Origin of the sequence: Pseudoalteromonas sp. BSi20429 (assembly GCF_000238895.1) — a bacterium.
Taxonomy (GTDB): domain Bacteria; phylum Pseudomonadota; class Gammaproteobacteria; order Enterobacterales; family Alteromonadaceae; genus Pseudoalteromonas; species Pseudoalteromonas arctica.
Window position 1 is genome coordinate 39,786 of record NZ_BADV01000050.1, and the last position, 15,171, is coordinate 54,956.

General features: G+C 40.3%; 11 protein-coding genes. 3 read left to right on the top strand and 8 right to left on the bottom strand.

Annotated features, from left to right (window positions below; genetic code table 11):
* Positions 1-37: 37 nt before the first annotated feature.
* Both P20429_RS09535 and P20429_RS09530 read right to left on the bottom strand, forming a co-directional pair.
* Entirely contained in the window at positions 38-346 is a 309-nt protein-coding gene (locus P20429_RS09535) for a YkgJ family cysteine cluster protein (protein WP_007583472.1), read from the bottom strand.
* Between the two features lie 45 nt (positions 347-391).
* On the bottom strand, positions 392-2,320 hold the full coding sequence (locus P20429_RS09530; protein ID WP_007583474.1) for an ATP-dependent DNA helicase RecQ: 1,929 nt from the start codon (positions 2,318-2,320) through the stop codon (positions 392-394).
* Between the two features lie 247 nt (positions 2,321-2,567).
* Between P20429_RS09530 and P20429_RS09525 the strand changes: the two genes are divergently transcribed.
* Both P20429_RS09525 and P20429_RS09520 read left to right on the top strand, forming a co-directional pair.
* A complete protein-coding gene (locus P20429_RS09525) occupies positions 2,568-3,872 on the top strand; it encodes an NAD(P)/FAD-dependent oxidoreductase (RefSeq protein ID WP_007583476.1) in 1,305 nt (434 codons plus the stop codon).
* Positions 3,873-3,970: 98 nt separating this feature from the next.
* On the top strand, positions 3,971-5,470 hold the full coding sequence (locus tag P20429_RS09520) for a DUF2235 domain-containing protein (RefSeq protein WP_007583478.1): 1,500 nt from the start codon (positions 3,971-3,973) through the stop codon (positions 5,468-5,470).
* Between the two features lie 430 nt (positions 5,471-5,900).
* Here the strand turns inward: P20429_RS09520 and P20429_RS09515 are convergent, their stop codons facing one another.
* The 4 genes from P20429_RS09515 to P20429_RS09505 all read right to left on the bottom strand — a co-directional run bounded on the left by P20429_RS09515 (position 5,901) and on the right by P20429_RS09505 (position 10,241).
* The gene (locus P20429_RS09515) at positions 5,901-6,995 is read right to left on the bottom strand and encodes a Fic family protein (RefSeq protein ID WP_007583482.1); all 1,095 of its coding nucleotides are present in this window, start codon (positions 6,993-6,995) and stop codon (positions 5,901-5,903) included.
* Between the two features lie 416 nt (positions 6,996-7,411).
* A complete protein-coding gene (locus P20429_RS09510; protein ID WP_007583484.1) occupies positions 7,412-8,800 on the bottom strand; it encodes a HipA domain-containing protein in 1,389 nt (462 codons plus the stop codon).
* Positions 8,784-9,110, bottom strand: coding sequence for a helix-turn-helix domain-containing protein (locus P20429_RS19535; RefSeq protein WP_033026800.1), 327 nt, complete (start codon positions 9,108-9,110; stop codon positions 8,784-8,786). The genes P20429_RS09510 and P20429_RS19535 overlap by 17 nt, the downstream gene beginning before the upstream one ends.
* A gap of 255 nt (positions 9,111-9,365) precedes the next feature.
* Positions 9,366-10,241 carry a nuclease-related domain-containing protein gene (locus tag P20429_RS09505; RefSeq protein WP_007583488.1) on the bottom strand — a complete coding sequence of 292 codons (876 nt, stop codon included), beginning with the start codon at positions 10,239-10,241 and terminating at the stop codon, positions 9,366-9,368.
* Between the two features lie 508 nt (positions 10,242-10,749).
* Between P20429_RS09505 and P20429_RS09500 the strand changes: the two genes are divergently transcribed.
* Positions 10,750-13,902, top strand: a complete 3,153-nt coding sequence (locus P20429_RS09500) for a DUF3427 domain-containing protein (RefSeq protein ID WP_007583489.1) — start codon at positions 10,750-10,752, stop codon at positions 13,900-13,902.
* 117 nt (positions 13,903-14,019) lie between these two features.
* Here P20429_RS09500 and P20429_RS09495 read toward each other — a convergent pair whose 3' ends face one another.
* On the bottom strand, positions 14,020-14,322 hold the full coding sequence (locus P20429_RS09495) for a hypothetical protein (RefSeq protein ID WP_007583490.1): 303 nt from the start codon (positions 14,320-14,322) through the stop codon (positions 14,020-14,022).
* Positions 14,323-14,493: 171 nt separating this feature from the next.
* Positions 14,494-15,081: a hypothetical protein gene (locus P20429_RS09490; protein ID WP_033026802.1), complete on the bottom strand. Its 588-nt coding sequence runs from the start codon at positions 15,079-15,081 to the stop codon at positions 14,494-14,496.
* Between the last annotated feature and the right edge of the window lie 90 nt (positions 15,082-15,171).

The window sequence follows — 15,171 nt, forward strand, 5'->3', positions numbered from 1 at the left end:
AGCCCCTTTGTCGTTTATGTACTTTAATAATAGCGGACTATATACCCGCTAAATCGCGCTCGGTAATACACTCACCCGACGCCATTTCAAACTCGCGACATACTAATGGGCGGTTTTCGTAAATAGAGCACATAAGCGTATTACGGTCGAGTGCTTGGCACCAGCCGTCGTCAGCGCGTTTCATTACTTCGCTGCCCCATTTATCGTATTCTATATAGTTAAAAGGCACGCCGGTGTCGGTTACTATGCGCACTTCTAATTGGCAACAACAGGCTTGGCAGTTAGCACACGTAACGGGCTCTGGGGTAGTAGAAATATTTTCAATGGGGATAACAATATGAGGCATAGTGGCTTACTTTTTTGAATAAGCCACTAGGATACAGTAACTAATTTAACGCGCTAGTAGTTTTGCTTTAATATCGCTGTAACGCATTTGCTCACACAGTGCAAAACCACTCAGCTGGCGTACTTTATTACGTGCAAATAACGGCACACTCATCCCTGCTAAAAAGCGGCATTGGGTTTCAATACCCACATTATGATTACCTTTGCCTGCCATATGCGCTAAAAACTCATCTACTTTTTGATAAATAAGTTGCTCGTCAATATATGCAGGCTCTATAGAGTATTCAAGCTTAACCGCATGGCCTCTACATACACTACAATGCCCACATTGCTCAGGTGCATTTTGATCGTCAAAATAGCGCGCTAAGTTATAGCTTAAGCAACTTTGTAGCTCAAAAAAGCGTACCAGTGCAGCAATACGTTTAATTTCGGCCTGTTCTTTATCGGTAAAGTAGTCGTGAAGTTGCTGGGCAAGTTCTGGGTTATTTATAACCTCGCTATGCACTTTGTATACTTGGGTAATACGTTTGGTTTCAAGCGTTATTAGGTTTTTTTCGGCTAGGTAATCAAGAGCAGCCACTACGCGTTTTCGATCAACCTGCGCAGCTTGTGTAAGGGAGTCAAAATTTAGCGTACCCCATATTTTTTTAAAATCGGTGTGGCTAAATATTTGTGTTAAAAATGCTTGGCGTTGCTCGTCAAAATGGCTTAGTAGCTCGTTTTTATCAACCAAAAATTTGTATTTAAAATCGGCGTAGTAAGCATATTGCGGCGTTATAGCGCCTTGCATTTCAAGCTGTACAAGTAAGGTTTTAAGGGCCAGTTGCCTAATATTACTTTCGCTCGATAGGCTGTATTCTTGCATTTCCCATTGCTGGTGGCTTTGGCGAATATCGTTAATTACGTATTCAATACCGCTAAGCTCAGGGGTGTCGCCATATACAAAGTTTTCAACCGTATTTAGGCCGTCTAGGTTAGCAAGCGTGTAACAATTTGATGGATTGCCATCGCGCCCTGCTCGGCCAATTTCTTGGCTGTAGTTTTCTATCGATTTTGGTAAGTCGTAATGTATAACAAAGCGAATATCCGATTTATCAACGCCCATACCAAAGGCAATGGTAGCCACCACTACGTTAATTTTACCGCCCATAAAGTCATCTTGAATTTGCCAGCGTAGCGTATCTTCAAGCCCTGCATGGTAAGCAACGGCATGCACGCCTTGCGCACTTAGCACATTAGCAACTTGCTCAGCGCTTTGCTGTAGCGTTACATACACAATACCTGGGCCACTTTGCGCGCGCACAATGTTGGTAAGCTCTGTGTTTTTATCGGCGGTTTTAACGCTCAACACACTTAAATCTAAATTAGCGCGGTAAAAACCCGTTTGCACAATGCACTCAGGCGCAATAGCAAAGCGCTCTGCCATATCGCGTTTTACTTTTTTAGTGGCCGTTGCAGTAAGTAACAACACTAAAGGAATATTAAGCTCTTCGCGGTAACGCGGTAGTTTAAGGTAGTCGGGTCTAAAGTTATGGCCCCATTCAGATATACAGTGCGCTTCGTCTACCACTAACATCGAAAGCGCCACTTGGCTTATAAACTCTCTAAAACGCTCGTTTTTAAAGCGCTCAACCGACACCATTAATACTTTAATTTTACCGTTTCGCACATCATTCATTACGGTGCTGCTTTGCATTTGATCTTGGCTCGAATCAAGGCTAGCCGCGTAAATACCTTTGCTATTTAAAAAGCTAATTTGATCTTTCATCAATGCAAGCAAAGGCGAAACCACTAAGGTTAAATTTGGTAAATGCAACGCAGTTAATTGATAGCACAACGATTTACCCGAGCCGGTCGGAAATATAGCCAACGACGATTGACCATTTAAAAGCTGCTCTATAGTTTGTTGTTGCCCTGTTCTAAATTGGCTAAAACCAAAGTGCTGCTCAAGTGATTGAATTAGTGGCGTGGTCATAAATGTCCTTTTGATGTTTTTAAACAGCGATTTAACTGCACAGCTAGGCGATAAGAAAGTGAGTATAACTTATATACCTTTGATCATCATTTTTTGCTGACATATCCTTTATTTAGGCGCAAACTAGGCACCCATTAAATAAGTAGTAACTACTTGTTGCCAAAATAATTTATTGATACCCAAGTCACCTTAAAAAACTAATAAAAAATACAGATCACTTGGGTATATTATTTTTAAGGGCAACGTTATGAGTATTACAATACCTAAAATCGTCGTTATTGGCGGTGGTGCTGGCGGATTAGAACTTGCAACCCAACTGGGGCATAAGCTAGGGAAAAAAAAACAAGCAGATATACTGTTAATAGACAAAAACCGTACCCACATATGGAAGCCGTTACTGCACGAAGTAGCGACAGGCTCTATTGACCCTGATTTAGATGGCGTTGTGTATTCAGCCCATGCCGCAAAACATCATTATCGTTTTCAACTTGGCACCTTTTGCAATATAGACCAAAGCAATAAAACAATTACCCTCTCCCCACTTAACGACGAGTTAGGCCACACTATTTTACCTGGCCGTACAGTTCGTTACGATCACCTTGTTATTGCCATCGGCAGCGTAAGTAACGACTTTAATACCCCTGGTATAAAAGAGCACTGCTACTTTTTAGATTCAAGCCAACAAGCAGAGCGCTTTCAGCACTCATTACTAGATAGCTTTACGCGCCTTCATCAAGACGACAACCAACAGCAATCACTTAATATTGCCATTGTAGGCGGCGGTGCTACGGGTGTTGAACTCTCAGCTGAGCTTTACCATGTGTCTGAGCTATTAAAGCTTTATGGCTTAACAAATATGTCGTCTAAGCGTTTGCATATTCATTTAATTGAAGCCGGACCGCGTATTTTACCTGCATTACCAGAGCGTATTGCCGTAAGTGCCAAACGCGAGCTATTAAAGCTTGGCGTAAACGTGCGCGAACAAACGCAAGTAAAAGAAGGTACCGCACAAGGCTTTATCACCAAAGATGAAGAACACATTGATGCTGACATTATGGTGTGGGCGGCAGGCGTAAAAGCACCTGATTTTATTAAAGACTTAGGTGTTTTTGAGCTTACTCGTAGCAATCAAATTCAAGTAAACGAGTTTTTACAAAGCACCGTTGACGAAAGCATTTTTGTATTAGGCGATTGCTGCGCATTTACCCAAGCCGATGGCAAGCAAGTACCACCACGCGCACAATCGGCGCACCAAATGGCGTTATGCGTCGAAAAAAATCTAATCGCAACATTAAAGCAGCAACCACTACGTGGCTTTAAATACAGCGACCATGGCTCGTTGGTTAACTTATCGAGCTACAGCACCGTGGGTAACTTAATGGGTAACCTAACCAGCAATACCTTTTTTATTGAAGGTAAAATTGCCCGCTTTATGTATATATCTTTATACCGTATGCACCAACGCGCCATACATGGCAGCGCAAAAACCTTTGCATTATGGATAAGCGAAAAAGTGTTGCGTGTAGTGCGTCCTAAAATGAAATTGCACTAATCTATATATACTAAATTAAAGACAGTGAGCGTTATCACTGTCTTTAATTTTTAACATTGTCTGTGTAGAGTATTTAAAACAACTAAGGGAATTGGGTTATGACGGGTAAAACGCTAATTTTTAACTTTGACGGCACAGGAAACGAGCCCCGTGACGCAGAACAATTTAGCTCAGATCATTTTAAAGAAGACTCTAATATTACCAACATTCTAAAACTGCATTTACTGCTTGGCGGTAAATTAGAAGACTCCCCCATTACTCCTTTTGCTAACCAACTCAGTTTTTATTATCAAGGTATTGGCACTAAAGGCAGCCGCCTTAAACGCATTTTAAACCAAACCCTTGCACCTCGTGGTGACGACGTAGCCAGTATTTTAAATCAAGCATTAAGCGACTTTAAAGCTCACTATCAACTAGGCGATACCATACTGCTAACAGGCTTTAGCCGAGGCGCTGCGCTTGCCAGACGTTTTGCTAAATGTTTAGAACCTTTAATAAGCAACAACGTGTATGTATGTGTGTTTGATACCGTCGCCTCTATTGGCTTGTCAAAAGTAAGTAAAGCCACACGTGGCGCAGAACACGTTATTTTTGAAAACCACACCATTGCCAACAACATTACTCACGCGCTGCACTGCGTAGCCCTTGACGAAAAACGCCGCGCCTTTGAACCCACACTCATGAACCATCAAAACAATATTACCGAGCTATGGTTTGCAGGTGCGCATTCAGACATTGGCGGCGGTTACTACCGCGATGGCCTAGCCGATATTAGCTTGCGCTATGCACTTGAGTGGTTAATAGAACAACCACTTAATATATCGTTACTCACTAGCCACGATATAGATTACGAAACCCTACTCCCCGATAGCAACTTAGTAGCACAAGATGACGTAACAGTAACGCCCGATCCGCTCGCATTAAGTCATCAACAAAATTACTTTTGGTTTAACCCGTTTTTTAAATTAGTAGATAGAGAGTGCTATGTATTAATTGATGACGAAGCTAGCAACCTTGAGCCCTTAGTACACTACAGCGTAGCCGAACGCATTAATAAGCTAACCAGTTATCGCCCAGAATCGCTTAAAAAATTGCATTACAAAATTAGCTACAACGACAACACCACGCTCAGTTTTATTGGTTTAAGCCAACACATAGAACTGGCTAATCAAAACATGAGTGTGCTGAGCATTAACCAAAGCCAAGATGTAATGGTATTTGCCTCTGAGCAATACAACGCAACCGGGCTCATGCTAGAGCAAGGCGCTACGTACCGCTTTACCCCATACCCAAATCAATATTGGTTTGACGATGGCATAAAGTGCACGCCATTAGGCTGGAACCGCGACAACGTACAACTTGGCGTAAAAGAAATCCCCATGGCTGTGCTTGAACCATTTAGACGATTTCCTCGCGCACAATGGTTTTCACTCATTGGTGCTATTAATAAAAACGACGACCACCTTTTTGAAATAGCCAACGGCGCCGATATTAAAATAGATAAATCAGGCGAGTTTTGCCCATTCGCAAACGACCTAAGCCGCTTTTATGGCGCTAATGCCGGTAAAATAAAAGTGAAAGTAACGCGGCTGGGATAAGAGGAAACCGAGGCTTTTAAAATGTAGGCCGAAATTTACATCGCACTTTGGCTTTATAAAAACACTCGCGAGGTATAAAACCTCACAAACCACCGCACTCAACAAAACCGTAGGTGCGATTTTACATCGCGCTTTCGCTTTATAAAAACACCCGCGAGGTATAAAACCTCACCTACATTAATTAAACCACTGCACTCAATAAACCCGTAGGTGCGATTTTACATCGCGCTTTGCTCTTATAAAAACACCCGCGAGGTATAAAACCTCACCTACAATAATTAAACCACTGCACTGACAAAACCGTAGGTGCGATTTTACATCGCGCTTTCGCTTTATAAAAACATTAAGCGAGGTATAAAACCTCACCTACAACAATTCAAACACCTATTCGCCTCGCGTAATGAGGCAAACAATATGTGTAATTGCCTCATTAGGCAATTTTGTAACGTGTACTACGCCCACCTGCAGCAGTTTTTGTTAAAAATCCAAGCGTTTGCAAGTCCGATAAATGGCGTGTTGCGGTGGCACGGCTAACCTTAGCCACCTTTTGATACTGACTCGCACTAATACCCTGTTCAAATTGGCCATCAAGTAACTTATTAAGCACTTTTACTTGCTGCTCACCTAACTTTGTTTGATCTTTACTTGCCCAGTAATTGGTTTTAAAAATTGTTTGCTCAATATTATTAAGCGTATGGTGTATCGCATTATTGAGCGTACGTAAAAACCATTTAATCCACTTTGTAATACAAAGATCTCCACGTTGAGTGGCTTCAAGCACCTCGTAGTAGCTTTTTCTGTCTTCTAAAATAGCCACCGACATAGCGTAAAACCGAATCGACTCAGCATGTTCTTGCGCTAATGCCAGGTCGGTTATAAGCCGTGTAATACGCCCATTACCATCCTCAAGTGGATGTATTGTTACAAACCATAAGTGTGCAATAGCTGCCCGAATAAAAGGATCTATTTGAGGTTCGTTTTGCGTTTTGTTAAACCAGTTAAAAAATAGCGAAAGCTCTTTATTTACTCGCTCTTTAGGAGGCGCCGTAAAATGTAATACCGGTTTATCTAAGCGCCCCGATACCACTTGCATTGGCTGGTCACCACGCAATTGCCCGCCCTCAATTTTAGTAAATAAGCTTTGCTCATCTGCAAACAATAAGCGATGCCAATTAAGCACTCGCTCTAAATTAAGCACAGAGTCTGTGTTATTTATTGCATCAAGCATAATCTCTGCAAGATTATCGCTTTGCACTGTTGTTGGGTAAGGTTGCTCATTAATATTGAGCTTTTTAGCAAGAGAAGAGCGTACCGAAAATGCATTAAGCTTTTCACCCTCAATCGCACTGGAGTGAATAATATTTGCAAGTAAAGTATCAAGGGCTTGCTGCTTTTGTTGAGCACTTTGCACGCCCATACGCCCTACTAATAAACCTTGATTATATGAAAGCTCCCTTAGTAAAGGAGCAAGCGCCGCAGCATCCCACGTAAAGTTTGGCCAGTTTTGCTGTTGCCATATCCACATAGTCTTTAGTCCTAAAGTTAATTAACTTCAGTCTATGTTATTTAATTGCCTCACGCAATGAGGCGAATAGAAGAGTTAATTGCCTCATTACTTTTAAGCGTTAAACAGAACAATAATTCATTTTTCAATGGTAAAAACAATCCATTCATAAGCGAGGTATAAAACCTCACCTACAATAATTTAAACACCACTCTCAACAAAACCGTAGGTGCGATTTTATATCGCGCTTTACCTTTTAAATAAGGCCAAGCTAAACACCTGTAGGCGCGAAGCTTGCTCGCGCGAAAAGCGTAGCTTTTAAATTGTAGGTGGGAGTTTCTCTCGCGTTTTTAATTTTAATTTGTAAATATCGCGTTGATGCTGACAACCAAAATATGAATTACTTACTCAAAATACGTGTATTTATTTTCTGAAATTTAAATAAATGCATCCATATTTGGTAGTTGTATTATTTGCTCACTCAGCTTATTTGCAGCTTTATTAATTATTTTTATGCACAAATCAATGTGTGCTAATTCAGCAGTAGACAAGTTATTTTTAACAGCAGAAACTTTAGCTGTATCAATTGCAGCTAATACAGAGTCAACGGTTTGACTCATAAGTAGTTGCATCCGTGGTAGTGAAATAGCAAATTCATCAGCAAAATCAGCTAACATATAAGCTGTAATCTCATTAGTAAAATTGCCTGCACTTTGCGAATTATGCTCACCCACTGACATAGCATAACACCTTGATATTTTGGGCTGTAAATAGCCCATATCACGGTCAATGCTTCCCTGCTCAATAATAGCCTCTATATTTACCAAGTCGTAAAACGGCGTAAGCTCTAAACCATTTTTACCAACAAAAAAACTGATATTTTTGCCATGAGCATCGTAATTACGTACTAAAATATTAAATGTCATCCAACGAATAAGCTGAGCCTCATACGCTTGTACATTCGTTGTTTTAACATTAAATAGTTTTGCAAAAGAAACGCCATCTCGAATATAAATACCATCCCCATCATCACCATGCTGACGCTCATATTTATAAGAAGGAGGTAAATTAGTGGCTTGGCAACCATCAATAATATGACGACGTAATACACGGTTTTGATCTTGTGTAACACGCCTATCAAAGCGATCTATTACAAATACTCTTATATCTGCATAAGTGCGCAACTCAACATGGGGAACATTGAGCCCCGACTCTTTTGCCAAAAGCATGGTAAAAAGTTCATTTACTGCAATGAAAGGAGCGGTACCTGTTTCAAATTTAAAAATTTTATTAGAACATAGCTCCCCTTCACCAAATCCTAATTTACTATCGATTTCGAGTAGGTTTAGTTTGTCTTGAACGCCAGCAACAGAGAGCCGAGTTCGGCCATCCCAATGAGTAATTGGCTCTCCAACTTGTACAAAGCGTTTAAGTTTTTGGCTTAGCTCATCATTAGTTACTTCACGAAAAGATGTTTGCTTTAAAGTACTGTTACTTGCTCTAAACGACAAAGCGCCTGACGTTTCCTCGCCAATGACTTTAATCAAACCAAACGTATTATTTTTAGAGATAGTAGTACTACTTATAATCTCATCAAGACCTTTGCCCTCGGGTAATAAGTTTTGTAAATAATTACGCACATCACGTGAGTCAAAATCACCATCGAGCGGTAAGTGTGGTGAAATAGCAAAACCCTTATTAATCCACTCAGGCTCATAGGTAAATGTAATTTCATTTTCAGAGCCTATATCAAGGGCTATCGCACCTATCTTCTGCGTATGCCCAATAAATACATCTAAGCTATTTTTTTTAATACCATTGCTCATCGCTCACCTCATCCTTGTTGTTGTGGTGCGACTCGTCATCACTGACAAGGCTAAACGACAACCCCAAGTATTCCATCACTTTGAGTACATTAAAAAACTGCACATTCACATCACCTTTTTCTATTTTTATCAGCGTAGGCTTTGAAATATTAAGTGCTTGCGATACATCAACCAGCGTAAGCTTCATGCCAGTTCGCTTTGAAGTAATCGCTTTAGCGAGCCGCACCGACGAAAACGGCTTTGATAGATCAGGCATTTCAGTGCGTTTAACAACTCTTCCAAGTGTTTTTTTTGCTAGTAATTCACTCATTAAAGGTCAACTATAGTTTACTTATACAATTTACTTTAGAGTAGCCTACCCAAAAGTCAAATATAACTTACTTTTAAGTTTTAACGTATATTTACTTTCTATAAGTAAACCTTACTTTACTTATAGGAAGTAAAATAAAACACAACCCCATAAGTAAAACATAAATTACTTATGGAAAGTTAATGACATTTTGAGCTTAATAGCCAAGCTAAACACCTGTAGGCGCCCAGCTTGCTCGCGCGAAAAGCGTAGCTTTTAAATTGCCTTACTATCGTTTAAGGCTCGCTGCACCACTTGATAGCAAATAGCACGCTGCTGCTCTTGATTTAAGCTAACTTGTCGCATTGAAAGGATCGTTTTAACTATTTGTTTATGAGAAACGATTGGAAAGATTGGTCTCTGCTTTAGTTCCACAAACCAACCAGGAAAGCATAAAACAGGTAAAACCGGAGTATTAAAACCGGTTGATTCATAAAGCCATTTATTCACCCAATTAGCTTGATTTTGAGCTTGCTCTAATGGCTTGCTTTCAAACCAAGAAGGAAATGCTAAATGATTATTTTCAAATTTAACTTTGTAATTTGTATCGTCTTTTATTCGTTTATGTCTGCCTTTGGTTTCAATAGCAAATATCCCATTTGGCCCAACAACCAAATGATCAATATTAAAACCATCTGCTTGTATATCATGAAATACCTGGTAACCGTGTGACTGTAATTCTATAAGTTCTGAAGCAACTGCCAATTCTGCATCACGTCCTAGTTTTAACTTGATTAAATCGTTAGATTTAAGCCAGAGCTTTCGTGCCACGTAGATTAAACTCAATACGATGACAGTAATTAAAAGGTAATTGATCTTGCCGCTTGCAAACATTTCAGCAATACCTTTAATGGCAAAAGGCATTGTGACTATCAAAGCCGACAAAAAGATTAAACCTATAACATCAAATATCTTATCATTAACTTGTTCATTGAGTGTTTGCGCGGCAACACGTTTAAGCTTTTTGCGATCTACAGGCAATTTCGCATTTTTCTGATGAAGCCATATTTTGAAAAACAAAACACCTAATAATGAATAAACACTACCAATAACAAATAAAAGGCTTAAACCTTGGTTTAATAAATCATCCATGATGAGTTCCTATAATCACAATGTTTACTTTATACCTTAAAAACAGGTACATGTCGCATTATTCAAACTCACGCTACAAAGCTCACCGAAATACCTGTAGGCGCTCAGCTTGCTCGCGCGAAAAGCGAAGCTTTTAAAATAATTTACAAATATCGCGTTGGCGATGGCAACCAAGAGGCGGATACCGCCGACCGCCCCTTGGAACCCCACGGCGCCCCTCAAATTCACTTATCTTTAAACACTAAATTAATATGAACGTAAACGCGATGAAAGAACATCCATGTGCAAGCATCGCTTTCCTCGAATCCATGCGAGGTAATTACTCATTAATTATGTGTTTGCAGGTGAAGTTGAAGGGGATAATTTCTTAGCATCATCATTTGATTACTCTCTCGGCTAATACTTAACTCACACGTTTGTACTTAATTACTAGTAACTTAGTCGATTAATACTTGTAGCTGTACCGCATTTAAGTAAACTAACTACTCGCAAACAGGGAGTGGTTTTAATGCAGCAAATTGGTATTTACGAGCAGTTAATTACGCAAGTAATTGAGCAAAACTTAGATCGTGATCAATTTTATGTGGGCGAGCGCCAGCTTGAAACAGCCGAAGCAGCAACATGGCTTTCACGCTTTTTAAGTAAGCTTGTTGAGCATGCAATAAATGCTATTCCCAACTCAAAAGAGCGCCTACAAGAACAAATTAGCCTAGCTAACAGCCTTGTACTTTGGCTTAAAGATCATATTCGCGATGACGAGCTAATTAACGAAAATCTTATCGACAGCCAAGGCCGAATACTTACCGCGCTGTTTAATACCCAAAACCCTATTGCGGCCAATCTTAAAGATTACTCAAGCGATATATTCCCACTCACAGGCCTTACGCAAAGCGAGTTATTTAGCGGTGCTAATGCAGGTATATCGCTCGAAACCGAGCTAAAGCGCGAGATTAAATCGTCCGACACTATTTACTGGCTGGTCTCATTTATAAAATGGACAGGCCTGCGCATTTTTAAAAATGAGCTTGAAGCGTTTACCAAAAGCGGCAATAAACTCAAAGTTATTACTACTTCGTACATGGGCGCAACGGATGCTAAAGCCGTTGAGTTTTTAGCAAACCTACCAAATACCGAAGTAAAGCTAAGTTATAACAATCAGCAAGAACGCCTACATGCTAAATCCTACTTATTTATGCGCAATACGGGTTTTCATACAGGGTATATTGGCTCGTCTAACTTATCGCATTCGGCGCTTACCAGCGGCCTTGAATGGAACTTAAAAATTACCGCGCAAGAAATCCCGCACATCATAGCTAAAACCAAAAGCACGTTTGAAACCTACTGGGAATCAAAAGACTTCGAGCTATTTACAGGCGCTGTTGAGTGTAAAGAAAAGCTCATCAATTCACTTAACGAGCAACGCGGTGTTGGGCAATCAAGCAGCCAGTTTTATTTTGATATAACACCAAAAACGCATCAGCTCGCCATTTTAGAAAAGCTAAGTGCTGAGCGCAGCGTACATAATCGTTTTAAAAACTTAGTAGTTGCGGCAACCGGCACGGGTAAAACCATCATATCGGCGTTCGACTTTAAAACTGTTTACGATAAAAACCCAAACGCACACTTTTTGTTTGTAGCCCACCGTGAAGAAATACTAAAACAAGCGCAGAGCGCTTACCGTGGAGTACTTAAAAATAACGACTTTGGTGAGCTGTGGGTCGGTAACTACAAACCACAGCGCTACAATCAATTATTTGCGTCAATCCAAACATTAAACAACCAAATTGAATTACTTAATTTAACCAGCAATTACTACGACTACATAGTGATAGACGAAGTACATCATGTAAGCGCTGCAAGTTACCGTGCCATTTTAAGTTACTTTACGCCCGCAATATTACTTGGCTTAACCGCTACACCAGAGCGACAAGATGGCGCAAATATACTCGATGACTTTTGCGGAGTAATAGCCGCTGAAATTCGCTTACCAGAGGCAATAAATCAACGCCATTTATGCCCGTTTCAATACTTTGGATTGGATGACGACACCGACCTAAGTCAAATAACGTGGCGAGGCGGCCGTTACGATATAAGCGAACTAAGTAACCTTTATACAGGTGAAAACAGCCGCGCTAACAAAATTATATCGAGCCTTGCTGATATAGTAACCAATGTTCACGCTATTAAAGCACTCGCGTTTTGCGTAAGCCAAAAACACGCTGAATTCATGGCCTCTAAATTTAACTTAGCAGGCATAAACGCCGATGTACTCACCAGCAAAAACACCAATGAGCGCGCGGCTAAGCAACAAGCACTGCGCCAAGGTGAAATACAAATACTTTGCGTGGTTGATATTTTTAACGAAGGTGTCGATATTCCAGAGGTCGATACACTATTATTTTTACGCCCAACTGAAAGCCTAACGCTGTTTTTGCAGCAACTAGGCCGTGGTTTGCGTTTACCCGACAACAGCCAAAAGCAATGCTGTACCGTACTCGATTTTGTAGGTAATGCCCGCCCAGAGTACGACTTTGCTAGCAAGTTTCGCGCACTCATTGGTAAAAGTAACCAGCCTATAAAAACCGAGATTGAAAACAACTTCCCGCATTTACCGCTGGGTTGCCGTATAGAGCTACAAAAGCGCACACAACAAACAATATTAAAAAATATTCAGCAAGCTATAAACTCTAAACGCCGTTTACAGCAGCTGATAAATAGCTATTCGCAACACACTAATGACGTGCTAACGCTAAGCAATTTTTTACGTATAAACCCGCAAGTTACTCTTGAAGATATATACAAACCAAAAGATAAAAAACTCGGCGGCTGGAACTGGCTTAAAGGCGATGAAATACCAGTAGAACAAGCCGATATTTACACCGCGTATTACCGCGCAATCAACACCCAATTACTCGGCTGCGACTCGCTCAGCTACTTATGCTTTTTACGTGATTTATGTAAAAACGACTTTAGCTTTACCCCAACACCACAAAACCAACAGTACGCGCTTATGGTGCATTACAACTTTTGGGATAACACAGGCACAAGTTTAGGGTTTAAAACGCTTGAGCAAAGCTTGCAAGCACTTAAACACAAAAAGCTACAGCACGAACTTGCACAAGTAATTACGCTATTAATAAACCGCATTCACCAGCAAGAAAGTGACTTAGCGTGCCTACCTAATCACGCAATAAAATTACACAGCCGCTACACGCGCCAACAAATACTCGCAGCTTTTGGGGCTCACTCATTTGATAAAAAATCGACCGCCCGTGAAGGCGTTTTAGAATTTAAAAACCAAAACCTAGAGCTGTTATTTGTAACGCTTAATAAATGCGAAAAAACCTACTCGCCCACCACGCTATATCACGACTACGCAATCAGCCCTACTTTGTTCCATTGGCAAACGCAAAACAGCGCCCGCCCAGAACACGGCCGAGGCCTTAGTTATATTCAGCACCAAAAAACAGGCAAAACCATCCTATTATTTGTACGCGAACAAGGCAAAGACGAAAACGGCCGCACCATGGGGTTTGTAAACTACGGCGAGGTTAAATACCAAAATCACAACGGCAGCCAGCCGATGAATATAACGTGGGAATTAACAAACTCTATGCCAAGTGAAATGTGGTATGAGGCTGGGAAGTTGGCTGTTGGGTAATGGATTTCAAGCTTGATCATCCTTAGCTGCTATGTGCCAATAGCAGACTTTAGTAACCCTGCAATAAGCGGCAGACACGCTTTTTCGGGAGTCCGACTTCAGTGGTTGTTATATGTATCAGAGCGACGACCAAATAAGTGAGCCTGCAAAAAAGGTTATTCCAAGCACGATAGATAAATATACTGCCCAGCGAATAATCTCACTTAATTTTGCAGCTATAACACCTACTAATATAGCCGAGCCAATAATTATGGAAAATCTCATTAATTTGAGGTCAATTTTTCCATCTGTAATATTTGCCACAACAAACCCAGCACACAATGAAGCTATGATAAATACCCATACTTTCCAATTTTCTGATTGATGCTCAGAGAGCTCTTCATCTGATAAATATGAATTACCAACACGATGTCTAGCCATTAAATTCTCCTTTTCCATGCCAAAACATATAACACTTTATTAGTGATACTCTAAAAGGTAGCATATCTTGCAAGATTTCGAACTACCATAGTTAGCTTTTCAGTCTTTGCCGAAATTCTGACCCGTACCATGAACGGCCCTCATAACCTTAGGCACTTGTTATGAGTATATTTAACGTTCACCGACATACCTTATCTCGCCTTCAGACATAGCAATATCCTTTCTAAGTGTATCAATTATGGGGATTGATATATTTCGAATCGTTACCCAGCAGTATTCTTTTTCGCTGTTATAGATAGAAATGATTTCGTCAATTAAAGTATCAAAACTTTGTACTATTTCTGGTGATGACAACATTGCCATGTAAGCTCTATTTTTTAGTCGTGAAACATTAAATTTATGGAAGGATTTTTTCTTTGCTTCTTCATCTAACTCTTTATTACGATATAAATCAAGATCAGCCAGTGCTTCAGAAATAATATCCATTGCTTGTCGGTATATATTAATCTTGTCTTTAAAACTCTCTATTTCTTTAGTTTTAAAAATTTCAACATCTGCTTTTAATTTTTCAATTTCTTTTTGAGCATTAAGGCTTATTTCTGATTTGAACGTTTCAAGGTCTTTAGCATACTTTTGCTTTTCAGCTTCCATTAACCTGACTGCCCAGATTTTACCGAGCCAATTAGATAATCCTAATATTATTAATCCGGCACCACCTACGGATGAAATGATAGCAAATGCTAGTTTGAAATATTCCACGAGATTCCCTTATACTTATAACGCTCGGCTCTGCGGCTGGAAAAATCGGAGGCGAAGCCGGAGCTTTTGCCAGTCCGTCAGCAGCCGCTT

Bases quoted from the DNA above. Each gene is read 5' to 3' on its own strand.
- P20429_RS09505 (WP_007583488.1), bottom strand. From the start codon at position 10,241: ATGGATGATTTATTAAACCAAGGTTTAAGCCTTTTATTTGTTATTGGT.
- P20429_RS09495 (WP_007583490.1), bottom strand. From the start codon at position 14,322: ATGGCTAGACATCGTGTTGGTAATTCATATTTATCAGATGAAGAGCTC.
- P20429_RS09520 (WP_007583478.1), top strand. From the start codon at position 3,971: ATGACGGGTAAAACGCTAATTTTTAACTTTGACGGCACAGGAAACGAG.
- P20429_RS09515 (WP_007583482.1), bottom strand. From the start codon at position 6,995: ATGTGGATATGGCAACAGCAAAACTGGCCAAACTTTACGTGGGATGCT.
- P20429_RS19535 (WP_033026800.1), bottom strand. From the start codon at position 9,110: ATGAGTGAATTACTAGCAAAAAAAACACTTGGAAGAGTTGTTAAACGC.
- P20429_RS09510 (WP_007583484.1), bottom strand. From the start codon at position 8,800: ATGAGCAATGGTATTAAAAAAAATAGCTTAGATGTATTTATTGGGCAT.
- P20429_RS09500 (WP_007583489.1), top strand. From the start codon at position 10,750: ATGCAGCAAATTGGTATTTACGAGCAGTTAATTACGCAAGTAATTGAG.
- P20429_RS09525 (WP_007583476.1), top strand. From the start codon at position 2,568: ATGAGTATTACAATACCTAAAATCGTCGTTATTGGCGGTGGTGCTGGC.
- P20429_RS09535 (WP_007583472.1), bottom strand. From the start codon at position 346: ATGCCTCATATTGTTATCCCCATTGAAAATATTTCTACTACCCCAGAG.
- P20429_RS09530 (WP_007583474.1), bottom strand. From the start codon at position 2,320: ATGACCACGCCACTAATTCAATCACTTGAGCAGCACTTTGGTTTTAGC.